The organism is Rhizobium centroccidentale, assembly GCF_030182565.1.
Lineage (GTDB): Bacteria > Pseudomonadota > Alphaproteobacteria > Rhizobiales > Rhizobiaceae > Rhizobium.
The window spans coordinates 273,815-297,154 of record NZ_JAQJCG010000003.1; the positions used below are offsets into that span (position 1 = coordinate 273,815).

Here is a 23,340-nt window from a genome sequence, read left to right on the forward strand (position 1 = left end):
GTTTTGGGCCGGTCAGATATGCCAATCCGTCGTATGCGCGGATTGGGATGAGGCGGCAAGCTGGGTGGCATGATCGTCCAGGGAATAGGCCTTGATATAGTCGATCTTCATCTCGGAGCCATTCGGGAGGCCGTCCGTCGGCGTGCCCGCGACACCGCCGACGGCGAGGTCGACCAGCATATACATCGGGCCGTGCATATCGGCCGGCGTATCGGCATGGGCAACGGCAACATCGTCGAAATACCAGACGATCTGATCCTTGTCCCAGAGCACGCCGTAATTGTGAAAGCCATCGGTGCTCGGCACTTCCACCGGAATAGACGTCTTCGTGTGCTCGCCGGTGGCATTCGAATGTACCGTTACATTGACTGTGGTCGGATTCTGCCCGCGCATTTCCACCACGTCGAGTTCCGGCGGCCAGGAGCCATCCTCCGGCAGCAGCCAGAAGGCAGGCCAGACGCCCTGATTATGCGGCATCTCCGCCCGCATTTCGAAATAGCCGTATGTCTGCGAGAAGGTGGAGTGAGTAGTCAAAATGCCTGACGTATAATCGTGGTTCTCGACGATCGATTTCAAGGTATCCGGCGTCTGCTTCGCCGTGATCGTCAGAACGCCGTCGGAGACGGAAAAGGGGTTTGCAGATGCGGTCGGGGCATAAGAAGGATTGATGTACCATTGCAGCTCGTCATTCAAGCTGCTGCCTTTGTCCGGCGCCCAGGAATATTTCGCATCCCAGGTGCCCTGCGTTCCCTCGTGCAGCGAGAGCGTGTTGAAATCATCCGAAAAGGTCTGCGTCAGCGACGATCTATCGAGCCCGAGCTGAAACTGGTCTTCATGCAGGTCGGAGATGGTCTTGTTGGCGAAGACCAGGCTTTCGCCATTGCCGAGATCGAGCCGGACATTGGCGCCTTCCTGCGTGGAATGGCTGACAACCTGATCGAACGATGTCAGGCCATATTGATTGAGCCTGACTTTGTCGTCATCGCTGAAATCAGTGATGAGGTCACTGCCGTTGCCCTTGCTGACGATGAAGGTGTCGGCCCCGCCGCCGCCTGTCAGCACGTCGTTGCCGGCACCGCCATCGATGGTCTGGCTGCCGCTGCCGCCGGTGATGATGTTGTCGGCGTCATTGCCATAGGCATGACGGTTGTTGCCGGTGACGGTGAGATTTTCGAAATTTTCCGGCAGCGTATAATCCATCCAGGTATTGATGGTATCGACGCCGGCATTGGGCGCCTCATAGGCGTGATTGATGCTGGAATAGAGATAGTAGATATCGTCGCCGGTGCCGCCCATCATCGTCACGTTGACGGAGGCGTCACCCCACATGGAGTCATTGCCGGCGGTGCCGTTAAGCACCGGGCCGGAGCCGGTGGCGGAAAAGAAGCCTGTCGACGTGTCGCTATAGTAAAGTGGCTGTCCAAGGGCATTCAAAACTGAATTGGGCATGAGAATCCTCTTCCTTCGTGCCGGACGACCTCCTCCACAGAGCTAATATTTCTCCCCGCTCATATGCATCAAATAGCGTGCATTGTTTTTCTGCCCACCCCCGCGGCCAAGTTTTTTCGCCAAGCTGTCCAAAAGCGTTGATTGAGGCATTCACGCACATGGGGCTGAGGCAGGAGACGCGGTTGCTCACCGCGTCCCCAAATTCAGATTTTAAAGGGCGGCCTTCACCTTGGCGGCGACATCCGGGCTTGTTCGACCATTTCCGCTTCTTCAGATAGTCCATCGCAATCCCGGCTTGATCGGCGAACTTCTTGGTGACGACGGTGTATGGCATCTGCATCGCTTTGAGCTGCCTCATAGCTTGCTCGAGATCATTCAAACGCCAATGAACGAGCCAGGGGTCAGGTCGCTGCCGACGGCCTCTGCGATCTTGAAACGGATTTCCGCCTGTCTTTGCATAAACGCATCACAATGCCTTTAGTCTAGTATTTTTATAGACAAATATGATGCCGTTCAGTCTAAGCGATATCGAGTGCCCTCTTGGCCGCATGATCGATGTCGTGGCAGCCAAAATAGGGACGGGATATGAGAAAAACGCATTCAAGCGCGACGACTATCGGGCGAAGCAAGATCCGCATTGCCCTGGCATTTTCTTTTCTGACGATGATGGGCGCTGCCGCAAATGCCGCATCCGATACGGCAAAACCGGTCGATGGGGGCACTCTCAACGTCGGATTGGCAACGGATGCCTCCATTATCGACCCGTCGATCACGGGCAACTCCGTCACGGCATTGATTACCCGCAATATCGTCGACTCGCTTGTCGGGCAGGCCGAAGACAACAAGTTCACGCCGTGGCTTGCAGAAAGCTGGGACATCAGCGGCGACAATACCGTCTATACCTTCCATCTGCGTCGAGGCGTGACATTCAGCGATGGCACCCCGCTCGATGCAGCCGCCGTCAAATTCAATTTCGATCGCATTCTCGATCCGAAGACGACATCGAGCTATGCCAAGTCGCTGCTCGGACCGATCGACAAGATCGAGGCGCCGGATAGCCATACGGTTGTGATCCGTTATCGCCAATCCTTTGCTCCCTTGCTGCAGGGATTGAGCCTTCCCTATCTCGGTATCCAGTCTCCGACCTATCTTCAAAAGGCCCAGGGCACGACGAATACCGTCATCGGATCGGGTCCTTACGTGCTCGACAATTTTACCAAAGGCAGCGGAAGCAAGCTGAGCCGCCGTGCGGATTACAATTGGGGTCCCGGCTATGCCGCGCATAAGGGGCCGGCCCATTTCGATCAGATCGTCTTCAAATATCTGCCGGAGGCTTCCGTGCGTCTCGGTGCGCTGGCAAGCGGTCAGCTGCAGGCGATCGACGCGGTGCCGCCGGCAAATTATCGCTCGGTTCAGGGTAACGGCAAGCTGCAGGTGGTGACGCGGGAAAACCCAGGCGTCAACAGCGCCTATTTCCTGAACACCTCGAAGGGACCATTTCAGGACTTGAAGGTGCGGCAGGCTTTCCAGAGCGCCGTCAATGGACCCGCAGCGGTCAAGGCCGCCTTCTTCGGAACCTTGAAGCCGGCCGACAATATCCTCGGCCCGTCGACGCTCTATTATGACCATGACATCTCCCGCTTATGGGGCTTCGATTTGACAAAGGCCAACCGGCTGCTTGACGAAGCGGGCTGGTCGCAGAAGGACGCCGATGGTGTCCGCAAGAAGGACGGCGGCCGGCTGACCCTGCATTATGTCTACGACAGCACCTCGCTCGCCGCGACGGAAGTGACCCTGGCGCAGGCCGTTCAATATCAGGTGCGGCAGGCGGGCTTTGATCTTCAGCTCGATCCGGTCGATTCCGGTGGCTGGACCGCTCGCGCCAATGCCAATGATTACGATCTCGTGTCCTTCTACTATGTGCGTGCGGAGCCCGATATCCTGCGCACGGTATTCCATTCGGCCTATATTCCTCCAGCCGGTCAGAATGCGTCCCGTGTCAAAAGCCTCGATGAAAAGCTGACGAGAGCGGTCGGAGCTTCCGATGCCGAGCGCAAGAAACTCTACGCCGAGATACAGAAGGAAGTGATCGAGCAGGCCTATGCCGTACCACTTTTCGTGGCCGCCTATCAGCTCGGCGCCTCGAAGAGCCTGAACGGCATTTCCTGGGCCACCAATGCGAAGCCGAATTTCTACGATGCCTGGCTGGACCGCTAAGCTCTTCCAAACCGCTGTGCGGCGGACCGGGGTGATTGTTGCCGTGCTTTGGGGTGCGGCAACGATTGCCTTTATTGCCGTGAAGCTCATTCCTGGCGATCCAGTTGCGATATTGGCAGGCGGGGAGAATGTCGTCGACGAGGCGGAACGAGCTGCATTGGTGCATCAATATGGCCTCGATCAGCCGCTGGCGCTACAATATGCGCACTACATCGGCAAGGCTCTGAGCGGCGATTTCGGGCAAAGCTATCAATATCGCCAGCCCGTTTCCGAGGTGATCTACGAAGCCGCGGCGCCGACATTGCAGCTTGCCGGGAGCGCGATCGTGCTTGCTCTTTTTCTGGCGATTAGCGTGGCCTTGGCAACCGCTGGCCGTCGCAAAAGCCTGACATTGCTGTCCTCGGGAATAGAACTGATCCTTCTGAGCACGCCCGTCTATTGGATCGGCATCGTCCTGCTGACGGTCTTCAGCTTCAGGCTGGAATGGTTTCCGGTAACCGGCAATGACGGACCATCGGCGCTTGTGCTGCCCGCCATTGCCTTGAGCCTGCCGCTCGCCGCACTCTTGAGCCAAGTATTGCGTGACGGCCTGGAAGAGGCACTGTCCCAGCCATTTTCTCTGACCGTTCGGACGCGCGGCGTAGGCGAGACCGTCCTGCGTGTCAGGCATGGTTTGCGGCACGCGGCACTGGCGGCCTCGACCCTTACCGGCACATTGCTCGCCAGTACCCTCGGCGGCTCGATCCTGACCGAGTCGGTATTCGGCCGTTCGGGAATTGGGCAGATCACGCTTCAGGCGATCAAGACCCGCGACATGCCGCTGATCCTCGGTCTGGTGATGCTGTCTGCCCTTGTCTTCGTCATCGTCAATCTGCTCGTCGACGCTTTCTACCTTTTGATCGATCCACGTCTAAGGAGGACAGGCCTTTGAGCGATGTCGTGCTGGCAGAACGCGGGCAGCAGCGCCGCGTCAGGCGCAGGCGCCCGGTCTGGCTGTCTTTCGGGCTGCTTGTTCCCTTCGCCTTTGTGGTCGTTCTTTGTGTTGCGGTATGGGCGCCACAATGGCTCTCTGCTCTCGACCCCGAGGCAGTCGATCCGAATGCGATCCTGCTGCCGCCTGATGGGCAACACTGGTTTGGAACCGACGAACTGGGCCGGGATTTGTTTTCGCGGGTGGTTTACGGCACCTCGCAATCCCTGACCATCGGCATCGGTGCGACCCTGATTGCCAGTCTTGGCGGGATCGTGTTGGGGACGACGGCTGCACTGGCTCCAAGGCCGATCGGCCGGCTTTTGTTGCGCATCATCGATATCCTGCTTGCCTTTCCGGAAATGCTGCTTGCACTGCTGGTGATTGCCGTTCTCGGCCGCGGGCCTGCCAACACGCTCTTGGCGGTCGGGCTTGCCAGCATCGCCGGCTATGCCCGGCTAATCCGCTCGCAGGTGCTTCACATCAGGCTGTCGGGCTATGTCGAACATGCTGTGGCACTTGGCGAGCATCCGTGGACGATCATCAGCCGGCATATCGTCCCCAATGCCATCCGGCCGCTTCTCATCCTTGCGACGGTTGGTGTAGGGAGTTCGGTACTGTCCGCTTCGGCCTTGAGCTTCCTTGGCCTGGGCGTCGTGCCCCCGGCGGCGGAATGGGGTGCGCTCCTCGCCAATGGCCGCAATTTTCTCGATATCGCGCCCTGGACCAGCCTGTTGCCGGCAACGGTGGTCGCGCTTTCCGTCATTTCGATCACGCTCCTTGGCCGTCGATTGCAGACCCTTCTCGCAACGGGAGATCTGCGATGAATATTCAGTCCGGCCTGCGAAACTTTCAGACCGCTACCTCCGAGCCGTCCCAGCTGCTTGCGATCAAAGGGTTGAATGTGGCCTTTCAGACCCCGCAGGGCCGAGTGGACGCGGTTCGCGACCTGTCGCTGCAAATCGCACCCGGCGAGATCTTCGCATTGGTTGGCGAATCCGGATCCGGAAAATCGGTAACGGCCCGGGCGATTGTCGGTCTTGCCGGGCCACGTTCAACGATAAAGGCCGAGACGATGGAGCTGGCCGTCCATGATGGTGGCCCGTTGAACCTCCTCGGCCTGTCGGAGAAAGCCTGGAGGCATGTGCGCGGGCGTGAAATCGGTTTCATTCTTCAGGACGCGCTCGTATCGCTCGATCCCTTGAGGACCGTCGGTCGCGAAATTGCCGAGCCCATCCTCACGCATCGACTGGCACCACGCTCGCTCGTATCGCAACATGTCGTGCAATTGTTGGAACGCGTTGGCGTTCCCGAGCCGGATTTGCGGATGGGGCAATATGCGCATCAATTGTCCGGCGGATTGCGGCAAAGGGCATTGATTGCCTCAGCCCTTGCCGGCCAGCCGCGCTTGCTCGTCGCCGACGAACCGACGACGGCGCTGGATGTCAGCGTCCAGAAAAGAGTGCTCGCCATCTTCAAGGAACTGGCCGCTGCCGGCCACGGCATCCTCCTGATCACGCATGATCTCTCTGTTGCGGCGCAGCTCGCCGATCGGGTCGCCGTGATGCAAAAGGGCCAGCTAGTGGAAACAGGCCCGGCACGCAGCGTCCTGTCAGATCCACAACATGACTACACCCGGCGGCTCCTGGCAGCCGTACCGACAGCGGCCAATCGCGGCCGTCGCCTCAGCGCCCCGGATACGCCCTTGCCGCTCCGGAAGCCTGTTCGCTCGGGCGAGCGTCTGCTGGAGATACGCAATGTATCGATGAGCTTCAGGCACGCGGATGGCAGCCTTCTGCGCGCCGTTAGCGACGTATCGCTTCATATCGATAACGGCGAAACGCTGGGTGTCGTCGGTGAATCCGGTTCGGGCAAGACGACGCTCGGCAAGATCGCGCTGGCGCTGCAGCAGCCGAATGCAGGGGAGGTGTTCTATAAGGGACGACCGTGGAGCGCGCTTTCCGAACGCATGCGCCGCCCCCTCAGAGCCGGAATACAAACGATCAGCCAGGACCCGCTGAGCTCCTTCAATCCACGCTTCACCGTCGAGCGCATCATCGAGCAGCCTCTGCTGCTTCATGGCGGTCTCGGCAGATCGGAGCGCCGCGAGAAGATTATCGGTCTAATGGATCTGGTCGGGTTGCCGCCGGATTTGCTCGCCCGGAGGCCGACTGCGCTTTCTGGTGGCCAGCGCCAGCGCGTATCGATCGCCCAGGCTCTTGCGGCCGCGCCGAAGCTTTTGATTTGTGACGAGCCCGTTTCGGCACTCGACGTCACGACGCAAGCCCAGGTTCTGGACCTATTGGTCGATCTGCAGGCAAGGCTCGGCCTGTCGATGATGTTCATTTCGCATGATCTAGGGGTGATCCAGCATATCAGCCACCGGATCGTCGTCATGAAGCAGGGAGCGGTCGTCGAGGCTGGATCTGTGGAGGAGGTCTTCGAACGGCCTCGCCATGCCTATACGCGCGAACTTATTGCATCCGTGCCGAGGTTTTCGCGCCAATAAAGATCTGGCCGCAATGTGGTCCGTCTCATTCTTTACGTCTCCTTGCCGCCGGCAAAATAGCCGGTTCCGGCCTAACTGCCGTCGGCGCATTACCCTTGAGAAGCTCACGCTATCAACCTGCTCGGTATCAGCTTCATAATTTCTGCCAGAACGGACCGGAGCTGCGGCTGCCGACATTGCCGCCGGGATCGTTGGCGGCCAGTGTTTTGCCGGAAAGCGATCGTGCTGATCTTGCCGACACGAGGGTGGCAAGAGAGGTCGTCGATGTGCCTTTCTGGGAGCCGTCATTCAAATGACCTCCGGCCAGCCTCGCTCCAGGCCTTCGTTTCCAGTGCGAGATTGCATCGTCTGCCTATTTGATAATCCGAGCTTGTGCATTGCTCGCTCCATTCGTGAGCGACTTTTGCAATATCATGCACACCTATTTTGTCTGTCATTGTTGTTTTCAATATAAGTAAAATTTAAGTAACAATTAATAATACAAATTAAATGACATATTTTGAGGTCATATATTCTATGTATAATCTGCAAAAATAGCTTGTTAAGGCCGATGGAGGTTATATCAATTGAACATGATGAAAGTGTAATTCTTGTCGCTACATAAAATCTATGATGCGTTGACGTGAAATTTACGCTATTGTTATCGAGATAACCTTAGGTTGTGAGGAGCGAGAGGTAAGGTGGGGCGCATAATGGTGCGGGGAGCGGAGATGAATGGGAGGGCGTTGTTCGCCCTCATAAGGCGAGCCGATAGACGCTTGCCCATATTGGCAAATCGACCGCGCGGAGGATTGTGATGGTTGGCCGGACTACCATCGCCGCCGGTTCGGGTACATTGCAGGAGCGTTACGGCGACTGGACACTGACCATCGTCAATCAGGGAACTGCCGAGCATGCGCGGCCATATTATGCGATTTCTTATACGCTGTATGATCTGCAGACAAACGCGCCAGTGCTTTCGATCGAGCTTACTCCCGACGGCGGGAGTCTGAGGGGCATCCTGGCCTTGCCGCTGGGGCTGCATCTGCGAAGCGGGCGGCTGCCGCGGGGTGACGAAGCTGCTTTGGGTCTGGCTCAGTCGTTCGGTGCGGCTTCTTCGCGCGGCTGTCCGGTCGAGCTGAAGCTCGATGCAGCCATGATTACCAGCCTAAAGCGGCGGCGTAGCCTCCGCGTGATGCTGGCGGCGACCGACACGGGTCGTGATGTAAGCTACGTCATTTCGCTTAATGGGTTTGCCGAGGCTCTCAGCCGGGCGCTTTCCATTGTCGATCCTTATGCCGCAAGAGCCGGCATCAGATCGGGATCGACCCTTCAGTAGCAGGTCGTTGCGTGTGGTAGATGGCGTCTTTTCTCCGAGCTACAACGGCATAGAAGCGGAATCCAATGGCCGCCCCTTTCCATTGCTTTCGCCGTGGTATCGAATATCGCGAACCCGGTTTCGGTCGTGTTGCCGATGGTTGCCGGAGATCGTCTGCCGACAGCTATTCGAGTGGACTTTTTTCAGGTTTCCCGGGTGATGCTTGCAAGCAATGTCCGGCGCGCCTCGCTCAAATGTGCCGTGCAGGTCTGGCTAATTTTCCTCTGGTCTCTTGAGAGAATCGCATCGATATAAGCCAGATGCTGATAGACAGCCGCTTCGTTGCGAATGCGCTCGTCTTTCTTGTTCCATTGATAATGGTAGAAGAAAATCAGCGAGATGACGTGGTAGAACTCGGTGACGAAGCGATTGCTGGAAGCGCTGTTGATCAAGCGATGCAGTTGCTCGTCGAGAAGCGAGAACCGGTGATAGTCGGTCTCGATCGTCTCCAGCAGCTCAAGATGCTCGGTGCGCAGCCTGCGTAGCTCGTTCCAGCTCGGGTCGCTGTCATCGAGCTCCGCAAAGCGCATGACGGACCGCATTTCGAAAATTTCGCGGATATCGGAAAGCTCGTTGGCGAATTCCAACGTCATGCCGCGGAAGACCCATTTGCCGCCGGCTTCGCGCTCCATCAGGCCAAAATGCCGGAAGCTCTGCAGAAACTCGCGAATCGTCGTCGTCGACACGCCGAACTGCCGCGCGAGCTGAAGCGCGTTGATTGCCTGGCCCGGACCGCTGTCGGATTGGAGTATCCATGTCAGGAAAGCGCGTTCGACAATCAATGTCGGCGGGATGGTCTCTGCTTCATCATAGAGCTCGGAAGGTTCCGTCTGCCGCAGCACTATCCTATCCTTGGAAAGAAGGCCGCTCTCCGTCGCAGCCGCCAGGCACTTGCGAACCGTCGTTCTGCTGGTGCCGAGGGTTCGGCCGATCTCGCGTTCCGAGCCAAGAGGGTGGCCGTGACCGACCGATTGTACGTGGCGCAGGAACTCGTTGAACTGCCGTTTGAAGAGGTTTTCAGAACGCATGCAGATTTGGATTCTCTGGTTTTTTAAACAAAAAATACCACTTTAAATCGATCGCCTCAACCGTGTAGATTCCGTCTCAAGCTAGGGAGGATAGCTCGGGAATGAGACCAGCACATCTCGTTGCTCATTGGCGCTGCCGGGAAGATGGCGTCGCATGAGCTACACGTTTGATTTCGAGGGCCTGCTTCCCTATTGGGATCAGTTTGCCGAAGGCGTCTGGTTGACGATTCAGCTTTCGGTGGCGGCAACTATCGCGGGGTTTGTGCTGGGCACGTTCTGTGCGATCGCACGGACCAGCGGCTCGGCGATGCTGAAGACGGTCGTCGGCGCCTATGTCGACGTCATCCGCAATACGCCGCTGCTGGTGCAGCTGTTCATCATCTATTTCGGCATCGCCACGCTTGGCCTGCGCATTCCGGCCAATGTCGCTGCCACCATCGCGCTCGTCATCAACATCGGCGCCTATGTCTGCGAGATCATGCGTGCCGGCATCGAGGCCGTTCCGAAGGCTCAGATCGAGGCGGCCGAGTGTCTCGGGCTTTCGCCTGCGCAAACCTACTGGCATGTCATTCTCCAGCCGGCGGTCGAACGGGTCTATCCGGCGCTCGTCAGCCAATTCGTGCTGCTCATGCTCGCGTCGTCGATCACGTCACAGATTTCAGCGGAGGAGTTGACGGCAGTCGCCAACCGCATCCAGTCCGACACCTTCCTGTCCTTCGAGACCTACATCGTCGTCGGTGCTCTCTACCTGGCACTGTCCTTCCTCATGCGATGGGCGCTTCTTGGAGTAGGTTTCGTGGTTTTCAAGCGCCAGCGCAAGCTCGGCACGGCCTTGTGAGGAGGACCCCATGCCCACCTTCGGCCTGACACAGTTCATCTTCCTGCTCGAGGCGGCCGTCTGGACGCTCGCATTGTCGGCGCTCGGTTTCATCGGCGGCGGTTTGGTCGGCTTCGTCGTGGCTCTGGCACGGATCTCGCCGAGCCGCATCATTCGCTGGACTGCGACGATCTATGTGCAACTGATCCAGGGAACGCCTCTTCTGGTATTGCTTTTCATCGTCTATTTCGGGCTCAGCATTGCCGGGTTCAACAATCTTCCGGCCTTGCTGGCGGCCGGTGTCGCGATCACGCTCTACACTTCGGCCTTTCTTGCCGAGATATGGCGCGGCTCGATCCGGTCGATTGCCAAGACACAATGGGAGGCCGCGGAATGTCTTGGTCTCTCGCGCTGGCAACGCATGACTCGGGTCATTCTTCCCCAGTCGCTGCGCATCGCGACGCCACCCACGGTGGGCTTCCTCGTTCAGGTGATTAAGAACACATCGCTTGCCTCGGCGATCGGTTTTGTCGAGCTCGCGCAGGCCGGCAAGCTGATCAACAATTCCACCTTCGAGCCCTTCAGCATCTTCATGGTGGTCGCCGCAATCTATTTCGCCATCTGCTTCCCGCTCACGCTCGCCAGCCGGAAGCTGGAAAGGAAACTGAATGTCTCCAATCGTTAGATTATCCGATGTCCGCAAGAGCTTTGGCGCGCTGCAGGTCCTGAACGGTGTTTCCTTCTCGGTCGATGCAGGCGAAGTGGTTGCCATCATCGGACAGTCCGGTTCGGGCAAGTCGACCGCTTTGCGATGCATCGATGCGCTGGAGACCATTCAAGGCGGCGAGATCGAGGTTTGCGGGCACAAGATCCACTCGCCGGATCTCGACAAACGCGCGCTTCGCCGCGACGTTGGCATTGTCTTCCAAAGCTATAACCTGTTTCCGCATCTGACCGTCCTCGAGAATGCTTCGCTGGCGCTGACCTGCGTCAAGAGGCTGAGCAAGGCCGAAGCCCGGGATATATCGCTCGACTGTCTCGGTCGGGTCGGACTTGCCGAGAAAGCCTCTTTCTACCCCGAGCAATTGTCCGGCGGCCAGCAACAGCGCGCTGCAATCGCCCGGTCGCTGGCCATGCAGCCGCAAGTCATGCTGTTTGACGAGGTGACGTCCGCGCTTGATCCGCAGCTGACCGGCGAGGTGCTGAAGGTCATCGAAAACCTGGCGCGGGGCGGCATGACGATGATCCTCGTCACCCATGAAATGGCTTTTGCCCGGAAAGTGGCAAGCAACGTCCTTTACATGCATCTCGGCAGGGTCTGGGAGCATGGCCCGGCAGCCCTGCTCGATGCCCCTCAGACCGAGGAACTGCGCAGTTTCGTCGGCAACGGGCTTTGAGGACCACGGGCAGCGAAACGCAATCAAAATTAAATCGGAGGAGAACCATGAAGCGCCGTCATATTCTAGCAGCCACCGCACTTGCGATCCTGGGCACGTTCGCCAGCCATGCGCAGGCAGACGCCCTTGCGGATATCCAGGCCCGGAAAAAGGTCCTTATCGCCCTCGATCTCGGCTCGCCGCCGTTCGGCATGATCGATGCCAACATGCAACCCTATGGCTCCGATGTCGAAGTTGCCAAGCTTCTTGCCGAGCAGCTGGGTCAGCCGCTTGATATCGTCCAGGTGACCAGTCCCAACCGCATTCCTTATCTGCAGACGGGCAAGGCGGATATGGTCATCGCGTCGCTCAGCGTGACGGACGAGCGCAAGCGGGTCATCGACTATTCAAAGCCCTATGGTGTGATCCAATCGGTCGTCGCGGCACCTGCCGGCCAGACCATCAAGACCATGGCCGACCTGAAGGGCAAGCGCATCGGCACCACGCGCGGCAGCGTCAACGACAAGGAAGTCACGAAGGTCAACGACGGATCGGAAATCGTGCGTTATGATGACGACGCCACTCTGGTCACGGCACTCGTCAGCGGCCAGGTCGATGTGATGGCGACGTCGCCGCAAATCATGAAGGCGGCCAACGAGCGCAATCCGGCGTCGAAATTCGAGGTGAAGATGGTGCTCAAGGTATTCCCCTATGCCATAGGCATCCGCAAGGGAGAGGCTGCCTTGAAGCAGCGGCTCGACAAGTTCGTCGACGAGAACCTTGCGACCGGCAAACTCAACGAGATCTACAAGAAATACAACGGCGTCGACCTGCCGGCCGACATCGCTACCCTGAACTGAACTGTTTCCAGCGAACCGGGCGCAAGCGTCCGGTTCACGCCCCCAAACCGGAAAGGTATCGTCCCGTGAAAGCCCTGTTGATCGAAAGTGAAGGTGTCAGCCGTTTCACCGATGTCGCTCGCCCGCAGCTCGGGGAAGGCGATGTCCGTATTTCCGTGCGCCATGTCGGCATCTGCGGGAGTGATCTCAACACGTTTCGAGGTCTCAACCCGCTGGTGGAGCTGCCGCGCATTCCCGGTCACGAGATCGGTGGCGAGATCATCGAGACGGGCTCGGGCGTTTCGTCCGCCTATCAACCGGGAGGGCGCGTCATCGTCCTTCCCTACACCAGTTGCGGCACCTGCTCTTCCTGCCGCAAGGGTCGCGTGAATGCCTGCCGCTACAATCGGACGCTCGGTGTTCAGCAGGATGGCGGGCTTGCCGAAGAGATCGTTCTTCCCGCGGAAAAGGTGATTCTGAATGACACGCTCGATCCTCGTTTTCTTGCCTTGGTCGAGCCGCTATCGGTAGGCTTCCATGCGGTGGCGCGGGGCCGCGTTTCGTCGAGTGATCGCATCGTCGTGCTGGGCTGCGGCATGATCGGCATGGGCGTGGTCATCGGAGCCGTTGCTCGCGGAGCCGAAGTGATCGCCGTCGATCTCAGCTCGGAAAAGACCGCGCTGGCAAAACAGTTCGGAGCTCGTCACACAATCGATGCCGGTATGGAAGATGTCGCCGCGCGCATTGTCGAACTGACTGATGATCAGGGCGTCGATGTGGCCTTCGAGGCGGTCGGCCTCCCGGAAACCTTTCGCCAGGCGATCGATCTGGCCGGCTTTTGCGGGCGCGTCGTCTATGTCGGCTATGCCAAGGCGCCCGTCACCTATCAGACGCAAATGTTCAATCTCAAGGAGTTGGATATCATGGGGTCGCGCAACGCGACCAGGTCCGATTTCGATGCGGTGATCGCTTACCTCGAGACGATCGGCGATCGTGCCGCCTCGCTCATTTCCAAGGTCATACCTTTCGCCGAGGCCGAAGGTGCATTGCCCTTTTGGGACAAGAACCGCGACGTTTTGAAGGTCATTGTCGAAAGATGAATATGCAAGCAAGTATGAAATCTCCAACCGCGCTTCCCGACTGGCATGGCGCGTTCCGACTGGACGGGCAGCGCGCGCTGATAACCGGCGGAGGTAGCGGACTGGGCCTCGCGATCGCGCGTTGCCTCGCGGCCTCGGGTGCTGAGGTGGTGCTGGCAGGCCGCAGGTCGGATCTCCTCGAGGAAGCAGCGACGTCGATTGGCCCCCTGGCAAAAGCCGCACAGCTCGACCTTCGCGATCTTGCCTCGATCAAGGCTTTCGCGGCCGGAGTGGAGGAGGCGCACGGCCCTGTCGATATCGTCGTCAACAATGCCGGGAATACGGTGAAGAAGCCGTTCGAGGAATCCGATATTGCCGACTTCGACGAAGTCATGGATGTCCATGTTCGCGGCGCGCTGGAACTGACCCGGCAATTTCTGCCTGGTCAGATCGCAAGAGGAAGCGGCTGCGTGCTCTTCACCGCGTCCATGACATCCTTCATCGGCCAGCCATTGGTGATGGGCTATACGACGGCGAAGACGGCGCTGACGGGTGCCGTGCGCGGGCTTTCGGCCGAATTCGCCGGCCGAGGAATCCGTGTCAATGCCGTGGCGCCCGGCTGGATCGATACGGATCTCTTTCAGAAGGCTACGGCCAACGATCCGGCTCGCCGCGCCAAAATCATGGGCCGCATCCAGATGAACCGCCTCGGCTCGGCTGAGGAAATCGGCTGGACATGCGCTTTTCTCGCATCGCCTGCCGCCGGCTATATCACCGGCCAGACCATCATCGTAGACGGCGGCGCCGTCGTCGGTTTCTAAAAATTGCAATGAAGGGAGGTTTCCCCGATGGATACCATAGCGACCTATTCAACCGATGCCGATCTGTTCCGCGTGTTGAAAGCCGAGCTCTTTACCGCTGTCGTCGGCGATATCCTTGATACGCTTGGCCATCGTCGACAGTTCCTCCCCGCCGGTATCAAGCCTCTGCGCGACGACATGAAGATCGCCGGCCGCGCAATGCCGGTGCTTGAGGCCGATGTCTTCTCGGATGGGAAGGGCTCCTTCGGCCCGCTCGCTGACAAGCCGTTCGGCATCATGTTCGAAGCGCTGGATTCGCTGAAGCCGGGCGACGTCTATATTGCCACGGGTTCGTCGCTTCGTTACGCACTTTGGGGCGGTCTGATGTCGACGAGAGCCGCTCATCTGCAGGCCGCGGGTGCCATTCTCGACGGTTATGTGCGCGATGCCGGCGAAATCGAGCGGCTCGGCTTCCCGGCCTTTTCCCGCGGGATCTATGCGCAGGATCAGGGGCCGCGCGGCAAGGTCATCGACTACAATACGCCGATCGAAATCGAAGGTGTCCGCATCGAACCCGGAGATCTGCTCTATGGCGACCGCGAAGGCATTCTCGTTATCCCGAAGGCGGTCGAAAAGGAAGCGATTTCGCTTGCCCTGGAGAAGGTGCGTACCGAAAACAAGGTGGCGGAGGCAATCCGCAACGGCATGAGCACAGTCGAAGCCTTCGCGACGTTTGGGGTGATGTGAGGTCATGGGCTCTGGCGCGCCGCTAACACATGCCGATGACCCGCGGCTGTTGCTGCTTTCGGAAAAAGACAATGTTTTCGTCTGCCGTGAGGATATTCCCGCAGGGGAACGTGTTCGCGTCGGGGAACGGGAGGTGACGCTCGCAAAGACGATTTCGCGAGGTCACAAGATCGCCCGGCATGAAGTCGCACCGGGCGCCAAAGTCTACAAATACGGCGCTCCGATCGGCTCTGCCATCGCGCCGATCGCGCCCGGTGACCACGTCCACGTGCACAACGTCAAGAGCGACTACACATCGAGCCACTTCTTCGACATCCAGGAGGTTATCAAAAAATGACCTTGCAAGGCTATCTGCGGCCGGATGGCCGCAAAGGCATCCGCAATATCGTCGCCGTCGCCTATCTGGTGGAATGTGCCCACCACGTCGGACGTCAGATCATCTCGGCTTTCGATGGGCAGGAGGTTCATCTCATCGGCTTCCCCGGCTGTTTTCCCAATGCCTACGCGCAAAGGATGATGGAGCGGCTCTGTACCCATCCGAATATCGGTGCGGTTCTGCTGCTGTCGCTCGGCTGTGAAAGCTTCAACAAATACTCGCTATCCAAGATCATCGAGGAGAGCGGCAGGCCGGTGAAGACCCTGACCATCCAGAACGATGGCGGCACGCGCAGCACGATTGCGGCCGGTCGTGTCTGGGTAAGCAAGCAGCTTGAGGCGCTTGCCCAAGATGAGCGCGTCCCGATGGACATCAGCGAGCTGATCGTCGGAACGGTTTGCGGAGGGTCGGACGGAACGAGCGGGATTACCGGCAATCCGGCGGCGGGCCGGGCTTTCGATTCTCTGGTGGCGGCCGGTGCTACCTGCATTTTCGAGGAAACCGGCGAGCTCATCGGCTGCGAGGAGATCATGGCCGATCGCGCGGTCACGCCCGAACTCGCCAATGAGCTTCGTGCGGCGGTTGCCAAGGCGGCACGTTACTATGCCACGCTCGGCTACGGCAGCTTTGCACCGGGCAATGCCGATGGTGGGCTGACGACGATCGAAGAGAAGTCGATGGGCGCTTACGCCAAGTCGGGGGCATCGCCGATCGCCGGCCTGATCAAGCCCGGTGATATTCCGCCGCGTGGCGGTCTTTACCTGATGGACGTGGTGCCTGATGGCGAGGTGCGGTTCGGCTTCCCGAATATTTCCGACAATGCCGAAATTGTCGAGATGATCGCATCCGGCTGTCACATGGTGTTCTTTGTTACCGGTCGCGGCTCGGTCTCAGGCTCGGCCATCTCGCCGGTGATCAAGATCTGCGCCAATCCGGATACCTACCGCCGGCTGGAGGAAGACATGGATGTCGATGCTGGCCGTATCCTCGAGGGACGAGCAAGCCTTGATGAGGTCGGCCAGGAGATCGTCACGCTTCTGCAGGACGTTGCCGGTGGCAAACCGACGAAGTCGGAAAGCCTTGGCCATCAGGAGTTCATCCTGACCTACAAGTCCTTTGAGCCGATCGGGCCGGCATGCCTGCCGGCCTAGAATCTGCCGGATTTAAGCTGAAGCATATGCGGCGCAATGATGTAGCTCGAAGGCCTCAGGAACTTCGTCGACACGGTGCCATTTTGCATTGCGATCCAGCTAAAAGCTGACGGACTCTGGTAGAGGACAGCCGCAGTCTTCAGTGTGCCACGTCCCGCCATGTCGCGGGCTTCTTACCCATGACATAGCCCGAGCTAAGGCTTTTGGCCCGCGCACCGACATTGTCGCGCCCCGTCCAGCTGGTTGCAACGTAGAAAGAGATTTTCCAATTCCCGTGCCTTCAGAGATCGCTGTTTCTTTTAATCTACTATTTTTATGGACAATATTTGCATTATCGAAAATGCATGCGATCTCCGGAAGGGATGAGAATGAGTGTGCCCAAACTCGTCGGCATTGCCGGCAGCTTCAACAGGCCGTCGAAGACCTACGCGCTGGTCCAGACCGTCGCGGATTTGGCAATTGAGCGATATGGCTTCTCAGCCAAGGTCTATGATCTGCACGATGTTGGTCCATCCCTCGGCGCCGCTCAGTGGCGCAAGGATCTCGATGACCAGGCGAAAGGCGTGATCGACGATATCGTCTCATCGGATGCGCTGATTATCGGTTCGCCGACGTTCAAGGGATCCTACCCCGGGCTGTTCAAGCATCTGATCGACCTTATCGATCCACACGAGCTGCGCGCCAAGCCGATCATCATCACCGCGACCGGCGGCGGAGACAGGCACGCGCTGATGGTGGAACATCAGCTGCGGCCGCTCTTCGGCTTCTTCATGGCACACACCCTGCCAACCGCTGTCTATGCGTCGGATCGTGATTTTATCGACTACAAGGTCTCTTCGGAACCGCTGGCCAACCGGATCAATGAGGTCGTCGGTGAGCTCTCGGCTTTCTTCCCGCATTCGGTAAGGGTGCTCGCTGCGGCCGAATGATGGGCTGACGGACAAATTGCCTTCAACCGCCTCGGATCTATCAACCAAATGGAGGGTTACATGAAATGGAATGTCATTAGCCGCCTGAAGACGATTTTCGCTGGGCGTGCGTTGCGGGATGAGGATGGACGCATCCGGTCCGTCGATCGGCCCGAGCCTGGCGAGCGAGAGCTCTCCGCGCGCGACTACGAGATCTACTATTGGTGTACATCCCCCGCGCCTTGGCATTGAAGGGATGCATTTTTGATTTCCTGTCGCAAGCTTTGCATTCGATCGCTTTTCCTCGTGAGGCTTCCATGACCAGAGTACTGATCGTGCCCGGCCTTTTCGGCTCCGCCGAGGGGCATTGGCAGCGCTATTGGCTGCAGGATCATTCCGACGTTCGGCTCGTCGAGCAGGATGACTGGGACTTTCCCAATCTCGGCAGCTGGATGGAGAAATTGGAAGCTGCGCTGGAAGAGGCCGGAGAAGCCTATGTCGTCGCCCATAGCCTTGGCTGTGTGTTGACAGCGAAATTGGCTGGCCGCCAGGCCGCACGAAGGGTCAAAGGCGCTCTACTCGTAGCGCCCTGCGATATTCCGGTGACGGAAACCCTGCACGCCGGACATCTGTCCTTCGGCACCATGCCGACCGAAACGCTGCCTTTTCCCAGCATGACGGTCGGGAGCCTGAACGACATCTATATGAGCCTCGACCGGCTTGGCATGTTCGGACGGCTCTGGAATTCGGACGTCCGCAATATCGGTCTTGCCGGGCATATCAACGTAGCGAGCGGTTTCGGGCGCTGGGCAAGCGGTTACGGCTTCCTTGAAATGCTGAAAGCGCGCAGCAGGCATCGCAGGCCGCAGGGGTTTTCAGCGGCAATCGCGGCGTCCATTTAAAAGAAGGGCTTTTCATATCGGACATTCGACGCCATTGTGCTGCGAATTTTTCTTCTCGCCTTTTGGCCGCCATCCCAAGCGCGTGCCGGGGTATGTTCTTTGGAGGTAAGACAATGAGTTTGCGCATCAACGATATCGCGCCGGATTTTACGGCGGAGACGACGCAGGGCGAGATTCAGTTCCATGATTGGATCGGTAATGGCTGGGCAGTGCTCTTCTCGCATCCGAAGAATTTTACGCCGGTCTGTACGACGGAACTCGGCGCAATGGCCGGCCTGGAAGGCGAATTCCGCAAGCGGGGCGTCAAGATCATCGGCATCTCGGTCGATCCGGTCGAGAGCCATGGCCGCTGGAAGAACGATATCAAGACGGCGACCGGTTTCGATGTCGACTATCCGCTGATCGGCGACAAGGACCTGAAGGTCGCCAAGCTCTATGACATGCTGCCGGCAGGCGCCGGTGAAAGCTCGGAGGGCCGCACGCCCGCCGACAACGCCACCGTCCGCTCCGTCTTCGTCATCGGCCCGGACAAGAAGATCAAGCTGATCCTCACCTATCCGATGACGACAGGCCGCAACTTCGGCGAAATCCTGCGTGCGATCGACTCGATCCAGCTGACATCCAAGCATCAGGTCGCAACACCGGCAAACTGGCAGCAGGGTGAGGACGTCATCATTACCGCCGCAGTCTCCAACGAAGATGCCATTACCCGCTTCGGCTCGTTCGACACGGTATTGCCCTATCTGCGCAAGACTCGGCAGCCATCGGCCTGATCGGCGTGGTGATTAAGAGTCTTAGCTGACACGATGCGGCCCTGACGGCCGCGTCGCTTTTACAGGTGAACGTTTTCGCGCAAAAAATCCAGCAAGGCGCGCACGCGCGCCGGCAGCGGCCCGCCCTGGCCGATATAGACGGCGTGGAATTCTTCGCTGTCGCCTGGATTGAGCTCTTCCAGCACAGGCTGCAGCCGCCCGGCTGCGATATCCGATTTGACGGTGAAGGCGGCAAGCCGCGCCAGGCCTGTGCCGGCAAGCGCAAGGTGCCGCATGGCTTCGCCGTCGCCCACCTGCAGGCTGCGCGCAGCGGGGATCGTCGCAACCTCGCCATTATCTAGCAAAGGCCAGCCTTCGATCGCCCGGGAATAGCTAAAGCTGATGCGACGATGTTTTGTCAGCTCGACCGCGGAGCGCGGCGTCCCATGCCTGCGTAGATAATCAGGCGAGGCGACAATGATATTTCGCGTTGCCCCAAGCTTGCGGGCCGTTAGGCTGGAGCTCTTCAGCGGTCCGGCGCGGATGGCGACATCGGCGCGCTCCTCCATCAGGTCGATGACCCGGTCCGTATGGAAGATCTCAAGCGAGACATTCGGGTGCAACGCCATGAAACTTGGAACGAGCGGAGCCAGCACATGATTGCCGAAGGAGCCGCTGGTGTTGATCCGGATATGGCCGGCCACCTGCTCTCCCGCCGATGCATGGCGTTCGGCTTCGGCAATATCGGCAAGAATGGCGACGCTGCGCTCGAAGAAGGCGCATCCCTCTGGGGTGAGCTGCAATCGCCGCGTCGAACGGTGGATCAGCCGCGCACCGAGGCGCTTTTCAAGTCTCGTGACGAGTTTGCTGACGGCTGAAGGCGTCATCCGGCAGGCTATGGCTGCAGCGGTGAAGCCGCCGAGTTCCACGGCGCGCACGAAGACTTCCATTTCACCGGAACGGTTGATCTCTTGGCGGCTCATGATGAATTGAAGTCATAAATGAGTTTCTCTCCGGCAATCTATATCATCTCTATCGCCGCGTCTATCTATCTGAAGAACCAACAGGAGACAGACAATGGAATATAGAAATCTCGGTGCCTCGGGCTTACGCGTTCCGGTTCTCAGTTTCGGCGCCGGCACATTCGGCGGTAGCGGACCTCTCTTCAGCGCCTGGGGCTCGACGGATGCGGCGGAAGCGCGCCGTCTGGTCGATATCTGCCTGGAGGCGGGCGTCAATCTCTTCGACACGGCCGATGTCTATTCGGCAGGCGCATCGGAAGAGGTGCTTGGTCAGGCGATCCGGGCCAGGCGGGATGCTGTCCTGATCTCGACCAAGACAGCACTGCCGGCGGGCGATGGACCGGCCGATTGGGGCAGCTCGCGCTCGCGCCTGATCAAATCCGTCGATGCCGCCTTGCGGCGTCTCGGCACCGATTACATCGATCTTTTGCAGCTGCATGCCTTCGACGCCTCGACGCCCATCGAAGAAGTGCTCTCCACTCTCGATAACCTCGTGAAGGCGGGAAAGATCCGCTATATCGGTGCCTCCAACTTCGCCGGCTGGGAGTTGATGAAATCGCTCGCCGTCTCCGAGAAGCATGCCTACGTGCGCCATGTCGCCCATCAGGTCTATTATTCACTCGCTGGCCGCGATTACGAATGGGAGCTGATGCCGTTGGGCCGCGATCAGAATGTCGGTGCCCTCGTCTGGAGCCCGCTGGCATGGGGCAGGCTGACGGGCAAGATCCGCCGCGGTCAACCATTGCCCGAAAAGAGCCGGCTTCATGAGACGGCGACCTTCGGCCCGCCCGTCGATGACGAGACGCTGTTCGATATTGTCGATGTGCTGGACGAAATTGCTGGTGAAATCGGGAAGAGCGTGCCGCAAATCGCCCTCAACTGGCTCTTGAGCCGGCCGACGGTCGCAAGCGTCATCATCGGCGCGCGCAATGAAGAGCAGCTGCGGCAGAATCTCGGCGCGGTCGGCTGGACTCTTTCGAAAGAGCAGATCGAGAGGCTGGATAAGGTCAGTGAGATGACGGCCCCCTATCCCTATTTTCCCTATCGGCGTCAGGAGGGCTTCGCCAGACTCAACCCGCCCCTGGTCTGACACGGCAGGCGATCTTAACGACGGCGGCGAAGCAGGCAAATGCTCCGCCGCCGCATGAAACTTAACGGCCACCCTCGATCTTGCGATGGCGCTGGTTCCGGCCGCTTTCGCCATAAGGATAGGCGGCGGGTTGGGGCGCGCTCACCTCGTTCAGCCGATCCATCTCCGCCTCCGTCAGCGTCAGCTTGGCGGCGCCGAGATTGTCGGCAAGCTGCTCACGCGTGCGGGCGCCGAGGATGACTGAAGTCACCGCCGGTCTTGCTGCCGTCCAGGCAAGCGCCACCTGTGCCATGGTCACGTCTCGCGCCTTGGCAATCTCCTCGACGGTGGCAATGATTGCCCAGGTCCGCTCCTGCGCATTGCGCGGCGCAAAGGATTCGCTGCCACGATTGGGGTTTTCGCCAAGCCTTGTGGCGCCGGTCGGCATTTCGTCGCGCTTGTATTTCCCGGTCAGCCAGCCACCGCCGAGCGGCGACCAGGGAAGCAGGCCCATGCCGGCATCGAGGCAGGCATCGACGATCTCAAGCTCGATGTCGCGGACAAGCAGATTATATTGCGGCTGCAGCGTCACTGGCCGGGTATAGCCCTGTGCCTTGGCGATCTCGGCGGCCTTGGCGATGTGCCAGCCGACATAGTTGGAGAAGCCGTAATAGCCGATCTTGCCGGCGCGCACGGCGTCGTCGAGAAACCGCAACGTCTCCTCGATCGGGGTCAGGGCATCCCAGGCATGCATCTGGTAGAGATCGATATGCTCGACGCCGAGACGTCGCAGCGAATCATCCAGGGCTTGACCCAGATGCCGGCGTGAAAGACCGATATCGTTCGGACCATTGCCCATCGGAAAGCGGCCCTTGGTGGCGATCACGGCCTGGCGCGCTTCCGTCGGACGCGCCTTCAGCCAGCGGCCGATGATCTCTTCCGACTTGCCGGCGCTGTAGACATCGGCGGTGTCGATGAAGTTGCCGCCCCATGCGAAGTAATCGTCGAGAAGCCCGTGCGACGCGGCTTCGTCTGCCTCCGCGCCGAAAGTCATGGTGCCAAGGCAATAGGCCGTGACGACGGCCCCGCTTGGGCCGAGCTTGCGATAATCCATTCCTGCCTCCTCTGAACGGAGTGCCGGTGCCCGATCGGCAAAGCTGTCGGGAAAGCCGCAGGCTCCGTGATCCATAGCAATATGTGGTGTTTGAGACGGCCTCCACCGTCGATGGGGTTCGACGCTCGGCGTTTGACCGTCTTGGCCGCGAGAGGAGCATAACCAATCATCCCATGATTACCAAGCGCATTCATTGCCTGAGTGGCTCGGCTTGCGTAAAATTCTCCGTGATGATTCTTCTCTCGCCGAATGCTTCCCTTCATGGATGAAACGCCGACAAGCCGCATGCTTTCCTGGGCACGCAACTCCACCATCTATCGTCTCGAGCGCCGGATGATGACGGAGAAGCAGCTGTTCGATGCGATTTCCAAGAAAGCGAAGCAGAAATTCGAGGATATCAGCGGCGCACAGATCAAGGCGCTTGCCGATTTCGCGGTGAAATTTGCCTATGAACTGAAGGTGCTTGATGACGTCGCCTTCGCCGAGATCAGCACACGCTCGGCTGTTCGTTCCGGCAAATCGAAGAAAGCCATTGCCTTCAAGCTCGCGTCCAAGGGCATAGATGGTGAAACGGTCGTTGCGGCGGTGGAAGAGGTCGATGATCTCCATTCCGCCGTCATCTTTGCCAGGAAACGCGGTTTCGGGCCTTTCCGGCGCGGTGATCTCGACGAGAAGCGCAAGGCAAAGGAATTGTCTGCCTTCGCCCGCAACGGTTTCAGCTTCGCGATTGGAAAAAGGGTCTTCGAGATGGAGCGGGAGGATGCCGAGGAAGTGCTTGAGGAGAACTCGGCATTTTGAAGCACGCTATCCCCGTTGAAATAGCCGGGGCCAACGGATAGCGTCGCGGCGCCCGAGGCC

At 59.1% G+C, this 23,340-nt stretch carries 26 protein-coding genes; 20 read left to right on the forward strand and 6 right to left on the reverse strand.

Going from position 1 to position 23,340, the window contains the following annotated elements:
• Positions 1–12: 12 nt before the first annotated feature.
• The gene (gene eglC, locus PH562_RS05135) at positions 13–1,449 is read right to left on the reverse strand and encodes an endo-1,3-1,4-beta-glycanase EglC (protein ID WP_285171866.1); all 1,437 of its coding nucleotides are present in this window, start codon (positions 1,447–1,449) and stop codon (positions 13–15) included.
• Positions 1,403–1,807 (reverse strand): hypothetical protein, encoded by a 405-nt coding sequence (locus tag PH562_RS05140; protein ID WP_285171867.1) that lies wholly within the window; start codon positions 1,805–1,807, stop codon positions 1,403–1,405. The genes eglC and PH562_RS05140 overlap by 47 nt, the downstream gene beginning before the upstream one ends.
• Before the next feature lie 227 nt (positions 1,808–2,034).
• Here PH562_RS05140 and PH562_RS05145 point away from each other — a divergent pair, with 227 nt between their 5' ends.
• Genes PH562_RS05145 through PH562_RS05160 form a run of 4 tightly spaced genes read left to right on the forward strand, consistent with a single transcriptional unit; the run spans position 2,035 to position 7,145 of the window.
• Entirely contained in the window at positions 2,035–3,666 is a 1,632-nt protein-coding gene (locus tag PH562_RS05145; protein ID WP_285171868.1) for an ABC transporter substrate-binding protein, read from the forward strand.
• A complete protein-coding gene (locus tag PH562_RS05150; protein WP_285171869.1) occupies positions 3,647–4,597 on the forward strand; it encodes an ABC transporter permease in 951 nt (316 codons plus the stop codon). Before PH562_RS05145 ends, PH562_RS05150 begins: the two co-directional genes overlap by 20 nt.
• Entirely contained in the window at positions 4,594–5,463 is an 870-nt protein-coding gene (locus PH562_RS05155) for an ABC transporter permease (RefSeq protein ID WP_285171870.1), read from the forward strand. The genes PH562_RS05150 and PH562_RS05155 overlap by 4 nt, the downstream gene beginning before the upstream one ends.
• Positions 5,460–7,145 carry a dipeptide ABC transporter ATP-binding protein gene (locus tag PH562_RS05160; protein WP_285171871.1) on the forward strand — a complete coding sequence of 562 codons (1,686 nt, stop codon included), beginning with the start codon at positions 5,460–5,462 and terminating at the stop codon, positions 7,143–7,145. Before PH562_RS05155 ends, PH562_RS05160 begins: the two co-directional genes overlap by 4 nt.
• 133 nt (positions 7,146–7,278) lie before the next feature.
• Here the strand turns inward: PH562_RS05160 and PH562_RS05165 are convergent, their stop codons facing one another.
• The gene (locus tag PH562_RS05165) at positions 7,279–7,437 is read right to left on the reverse strand and encodes a hypothetical protein (RefSeq protein WP_285171872.1); all 159 of its coding nucleotides are present in this window, start codon (positions 7,435–7,437) and stop codon (positions 7,279–7,281) included.
• A gap of 504 nt (positions 7,438–7,941) precedes the next feature.
• Between PH562_RS05165 and PH562_RS05170 the strand changes: the two genes are divergently transcribed.
• Entirely contained in the window at positions 7,942–8,463 is a 522-nt protein-coding gene (locus PH562_RS05170) for an invasion associated locus B family protein (RefSeq protein ID WP_285171873.1), read from the forward strand.
• Positions 8,464–8,645: 182 nt separating this feature from the next.
• On the opposite strand, the gene PH562_RS05175 is transcribed toward PH562_RS05170, so the two are convergent.
• Complete coding sequence (locus PH562_RS05175; protein WP_285171874.1) at positions 8,646–9,530, reverse strand: GntR family transcriptional regulator; 885 nt, start codon at positions 9,528–9,530, stop codon at positions 8,646–8,648.
• A gap of 154 nt (positions 9,531–9,684) precedes the next feature.
• On the opposite strand from PH562_RS05175, the gene PH562_RS05180 reads away from it, so the two are divergent.
• The 13 genes from PH562_RS05180 (at position 9,685) to PH562_RS05240 (ending at position 19,298) form a co-directional block, all read left to right on the forward strand.
• Complete coding sequence (locus PH562_RS05180) at positions 9,685–10,368, forward strand: amino acid ABC transporter permease (protein WP_285171875.1); 684 nt, start codon at positions 9,685–9,687, stop codon at positions 10,366–10,368.
• A gap of 10 nt (positions 10,369–10,378) precedes the next feature.
• Entirely contained in the window at positions 10,379–11,032 is a 654-nt protein-coding gene (locus PH562_RS05185; protein ID WP_285171876.1) for an amino acid ABC transporter permease, read from the forward strand.
• Positions 11,016–11,744 carry an amino acid ABC transporter ATP-binding protein gene (locus PH562_RS05190; protein WP_113231010.1) on the forward strand — a complete coding sequence of 243 codons (729 nt, stop codon included), beginning with the start codon at positions 11,016–11,018 and terminating at the stop codon, positions 11,742–11,744. Before PH562_RS05185 ends, PH562_RS05190 begins: the two co-directional genes overlap by 17 nt.
• A gap of 47 nt (positions 11,745–11,791) precedes the next feature.
• Positions 11,792–12,583: a transporter substrate-binding domain-containing protein gene (locus PH562_RS05195; RefSeq protein ID WP_285171877.1), complete on the forward strand. Its 792-nt coding sequence runs from the start codon at positions 11,792–11,794 to the stop codon at positions 12,581–12,583.
• Positions 12,584–12,648: 65 nt separating this feature from the next.
• Complete coding sequence (locus PH562_RS05200; RefSeq protein WP_285171878.1) at positions 12,649–13,662, forward strand: zinc-binding alcohol dehydrogenase family protein; 1,014 nt, start codon at positions 12,649–12,651, stop codon at positions 13,660–13,662.
• Between the two features lie 14 nt (positions 13,663–13,676).
• A complete protein-coding gene (locus PH562_RS05205) occupies positions 13,677–14,462 on the forward strand; it encodes an SDR family NAD(P)-dependent oxidoreductase (RefSeq protein ID WP_285171879.1) in 786 nt (261 codons plus the stop codon).
• A 27-nt stretch (positions 14,463–14,489) separates the two neighbouring features.
• On the forward strand, positions 14,490–15,188 hold the full coding sequence (locus tag PH562_RS05210; RefSeq protein WP_285171880.1) for an RraA family protein: 699 nt from the start codon (positions 14,490–14,492) through the stop codon (positions 15,186–15,188).
• A 4-nt stretch (positions 15,189–15,192) separates the two neighbouring features.
• The gene (locus tag PH562_RS05215; RefSeq protein WP_285171881.1) at positions 15,193–15,525 is read left to right on the forward strand and encodes a UxaA family hydrolase; all 333 of its coding nucleotides are present in this window, start codon (positions 15,193–15,195) and stop codon (positions 15,523–15,525) included.
• Positions 15,522–16,715, forward strand: a complete 1,194-nt coding sequence (locus PH562_RS05220; RefSeq protein ID WP_285171882.1) for a UxaA family hydrolase — start codon at positions 15,522–15,524, stop codon at positions 16,713–16,715. The genes PH562_RS05215 and PH562_RS05220 overlap by 4 nt, the downstream gene beginning before the upstream one ends.
• A gap of 368 nt (positions 16,716–17,083) precedes the next feature.
• A complete protein-coding gene (gene msuE / locus PH562_RS05225; RefSeq protein ID WP_285171883.1) occupies positions 17,084–17,644 on the forward strand; it encodes an FMN reductase in 561 nt (186 codons plus the stop codon).
• A gap of 60 nt (positions 17,645–17,704) precedes the next feature.
• A complete protein-coding gene (locus PH562_RS05230) occupies positions 17,705–17,875 on the forward strand; it encodes a hypothetical protein (RefSeq protein ID WP_154660809.1) in 171 nt (56 codons plus the stop codon).
• A 65-nt stretch (positions 17,876–17,940) separates the two neighbouring features.
• The gene (locus PH562_RS05235) at positions 17,941–18,525 is read left to right on the forward strand and encodes an RBBP9/YdeN family alpha/beta hydrolase (protein ID WP_285171884.1); all 585 of its coding nucleotides are present in this window, start codon (positions 17,941–17,943) and stop codon (positions 18,523–18,525) included.
• 113 nt (positions 18,526–18,638) lie between these two features.
• A complete protein-coding gene (locus tag PH562_RS05240) occupies positions 18,639–19,298 on the forward strand; it encodes a peroxiredoxin (RefSeq protein WP_285171885.1) in 660 nt (219 codons plus the stop codon).
• Positions 19,299–19,357: 59 nt separating this feature from the next.
• Here PH562_RS05240 and PH562_RS05245 read toward each other — a convergent pair whose 3' ends face one another.
• The gene (locus PH562_RS05245; RefSeq protein ID WP_285171886.1) at positions 19,358–20,260 is read right to left on the reverse strand and encodes a LysR substrate-binding domain-containing protein; all 903 of its coding nucleotides are present in this window, start codon (positions 20,258–20,260) and stop codon (positions 19,358–19,360) included.
• A gap of 94 nt (positions 20,261–20,354) precedes the next feature.
• Between PH562_RS05245 and PH562_RS05250 the strand changes: the two genes are divergently transcribed.
• Complete coding sequence (locus PH562_RS05250; protein ID WP_285171887.1) at positions 20,355–21,389, forward strand: aldo/keto reductase; 1,035 nt, start codon at positions 20,355–20,357, stop codon at positions 21,387–21,389.
• A 61-nt stretch (positions 21,390–21,450) separates the two neighbouring features.
• Here PH562_RS05250 and PH562_RS05255 read toward each other — a convergent pair whose 3' ends face one another.
• Positions 21,451–22,482: an aldo/keto reductase gene (locus PH562_RS05255; protein ID WP_285171888.1), complete on the reverse strand. Its 1,032-nt coding sequence runs from the start codon at positions 22,480–22,482 to the stop codon at positions 21,451–21,453.
• A gap of 261 nt (positions 22,483–22,743) precedes the next feature.
• Here PH562_RS05255 and recX point away from each other — a divergent pair, with 261 nt between their 5' ends.
• Positions 22,744–23,280, forward strand: coding sequence for a recombination regulator RecX (recX, locus tag PH562_RS05260; protein ID WP_113231264.1), 537 nt, complete (start codon positions 22,744–22,746; stop codon positions 23,278–23,280).
• Positions 23,281–23,340: the final 60 nt, after the last annotated feature.

Coding starts and splice junctions, on each gene's coding strand:
- msuE (WP_285171883.1), top strand. CDS start 17,084: ATGAGTGTGCCCAAACTCGTCGGCATTGCCGGCAGCTTCAACAGGCCG.
- PH562_RS05210 (WP_285171880.1), top strand. CDS start 14,490: ATGGATACCATAGCGACCTATTCAACCGATGCCGATCTGTTCCGCGTG.
- PH562_RS05175 (WP_285171874.1), bottom strand. CDS start 9,530: ATGCGTTCTGAAAACCTCTTCAAACGGCAGTTCAACGAGTTCCTGCGC.
- recX (WP_113231264.1), top strand. CDS start 22,744: ATGGATGAAACGCCGACAAGCCGCATGCTTTCCTGGGCACGCAACTCC.
- PH562_RS05205 (WP_285171879.1), top strand. CDS start 13,677: ATGAAATCTCCAACCGCGCTTCCCGACTGGCATGGCGCGTTCCGACTG.
- PH562_RS05140 (WP_285171867.1), bottom strand. CDS start 1,807: ATGAGGCAGCTCAAAGCGATGCAGATGCCATACACCGTCGTCACCAAG.
- PH562_RS05150 (WP_285171869.1), top strand. CDS start 3,647: ATGCCTGGCTGGACCGCTAAGCTCTTCCAAACCGCTGTGCGGCGGACC.
- PH562_RS05190 (WP_113231010.1), top strand. CDS start 11,016: ATGTCTCCAATCGTTAGATTATCCGATGTCCGCAAGAGCTTTGGCGCG.
- PH562_RS05160 (WP_285171871.1), top strand. CDS start 5,460: ATGAATATTCAGTCCGGCCTGCGAAACTTTCAGACCGCTACCTCCGAG.
- PH562_RS05250 (WP_285171887.1), top strand. CDS start 20,355: ATGGAATATAGAAATCTCGGTGCCTCGGGCTTACGCGTTCCGGTTCTC.
- PH562_RS05255 (WP_285171888.1), bottom strand. CDS start 22,482: ATGGATTATCGCAAGCTCGGCCCAAGCGGGGCCGTCGTCACGGCCTAT.
- PH562_RS05220 (WP_285171882.1), top strand. CDS start 15,522: ATGACCTTGCAAGGCTATCTGCGGCCGGATGGCCGCAAAGGCATCCGC.
- PH562_RS05240 (WP_285171885.1), top strand. CDS start 18,639: ATGAGTTTGCGCATCAACGATATCGCGCCGGATTTTACGGCGGAGACG.
- PH562_RS05180 (WP_285171875.1), top strand. CDS start 9,685: ATGAGCTACACGTTTGATTTCGAGGGCCTGCTTCCCTATTGGGATCAG.
- PH562_RS05230 (WP_154660809.1), top strand. CDS start 17,705: ATGAAATGGAATGTCATTAGCCGCCTGAAGACGATTTTCGCTGGGCGT.
- PH562_RS05195 (WP_285171877.1), top strand. CDS start 11,792: ATGAAGCGCCGTCATATTCTAGCAGCCACCGCACTTGCGATCCTGGGC.
- PH562_RS05245 (WP_285171886.1), bottom strand. CDS start 20,260: ATGAGCCGCCAAGAGATCAACCGTTCCGGTGAAATGGAAGTCTTCGTG.
- eglC (WP_285171866.1), bottom strand. CDS start 1,449: ATGCCCAATTCAGTTTTGAATGCCCTTGGACAGCCACTTTACTATAGC.
- PH562_RS05235 (WP_285171884.1), top strand. CDS start 17,941: ATGACCAGAGTACTGATCGTGCCCGGCCTTTTCGGCTCCGCCGAGGGG.
- PH562_RS05170 (WP_285171873.1), top strand. CDS start 7,942: ATGGTTGGCCGGACTACCATCGCCGCCGGTTCGGGTACATTGCAGGAG.
- PH562_RS05215 (WP_285171881.1), top strand. CDS start 15,193: ATGGGCTCTGGCGCGCCGCTAACACATGCCGATGACCCGCGGCTGTTG.
- PH562_RS05145 (WP_285171868.1), top strand. CDS start 2,035: ATGAGAAAAACGCATTCAAGCGCGACGACTATCGGGCGAAGCAAGATC.
- PH562_RS05185 (WP_285171876.1), top strand. CDS start 10,379: ATGCCCACCTTCGGCCTGACACAGTTCATCTTCCTGCTCGAGGCGGCC.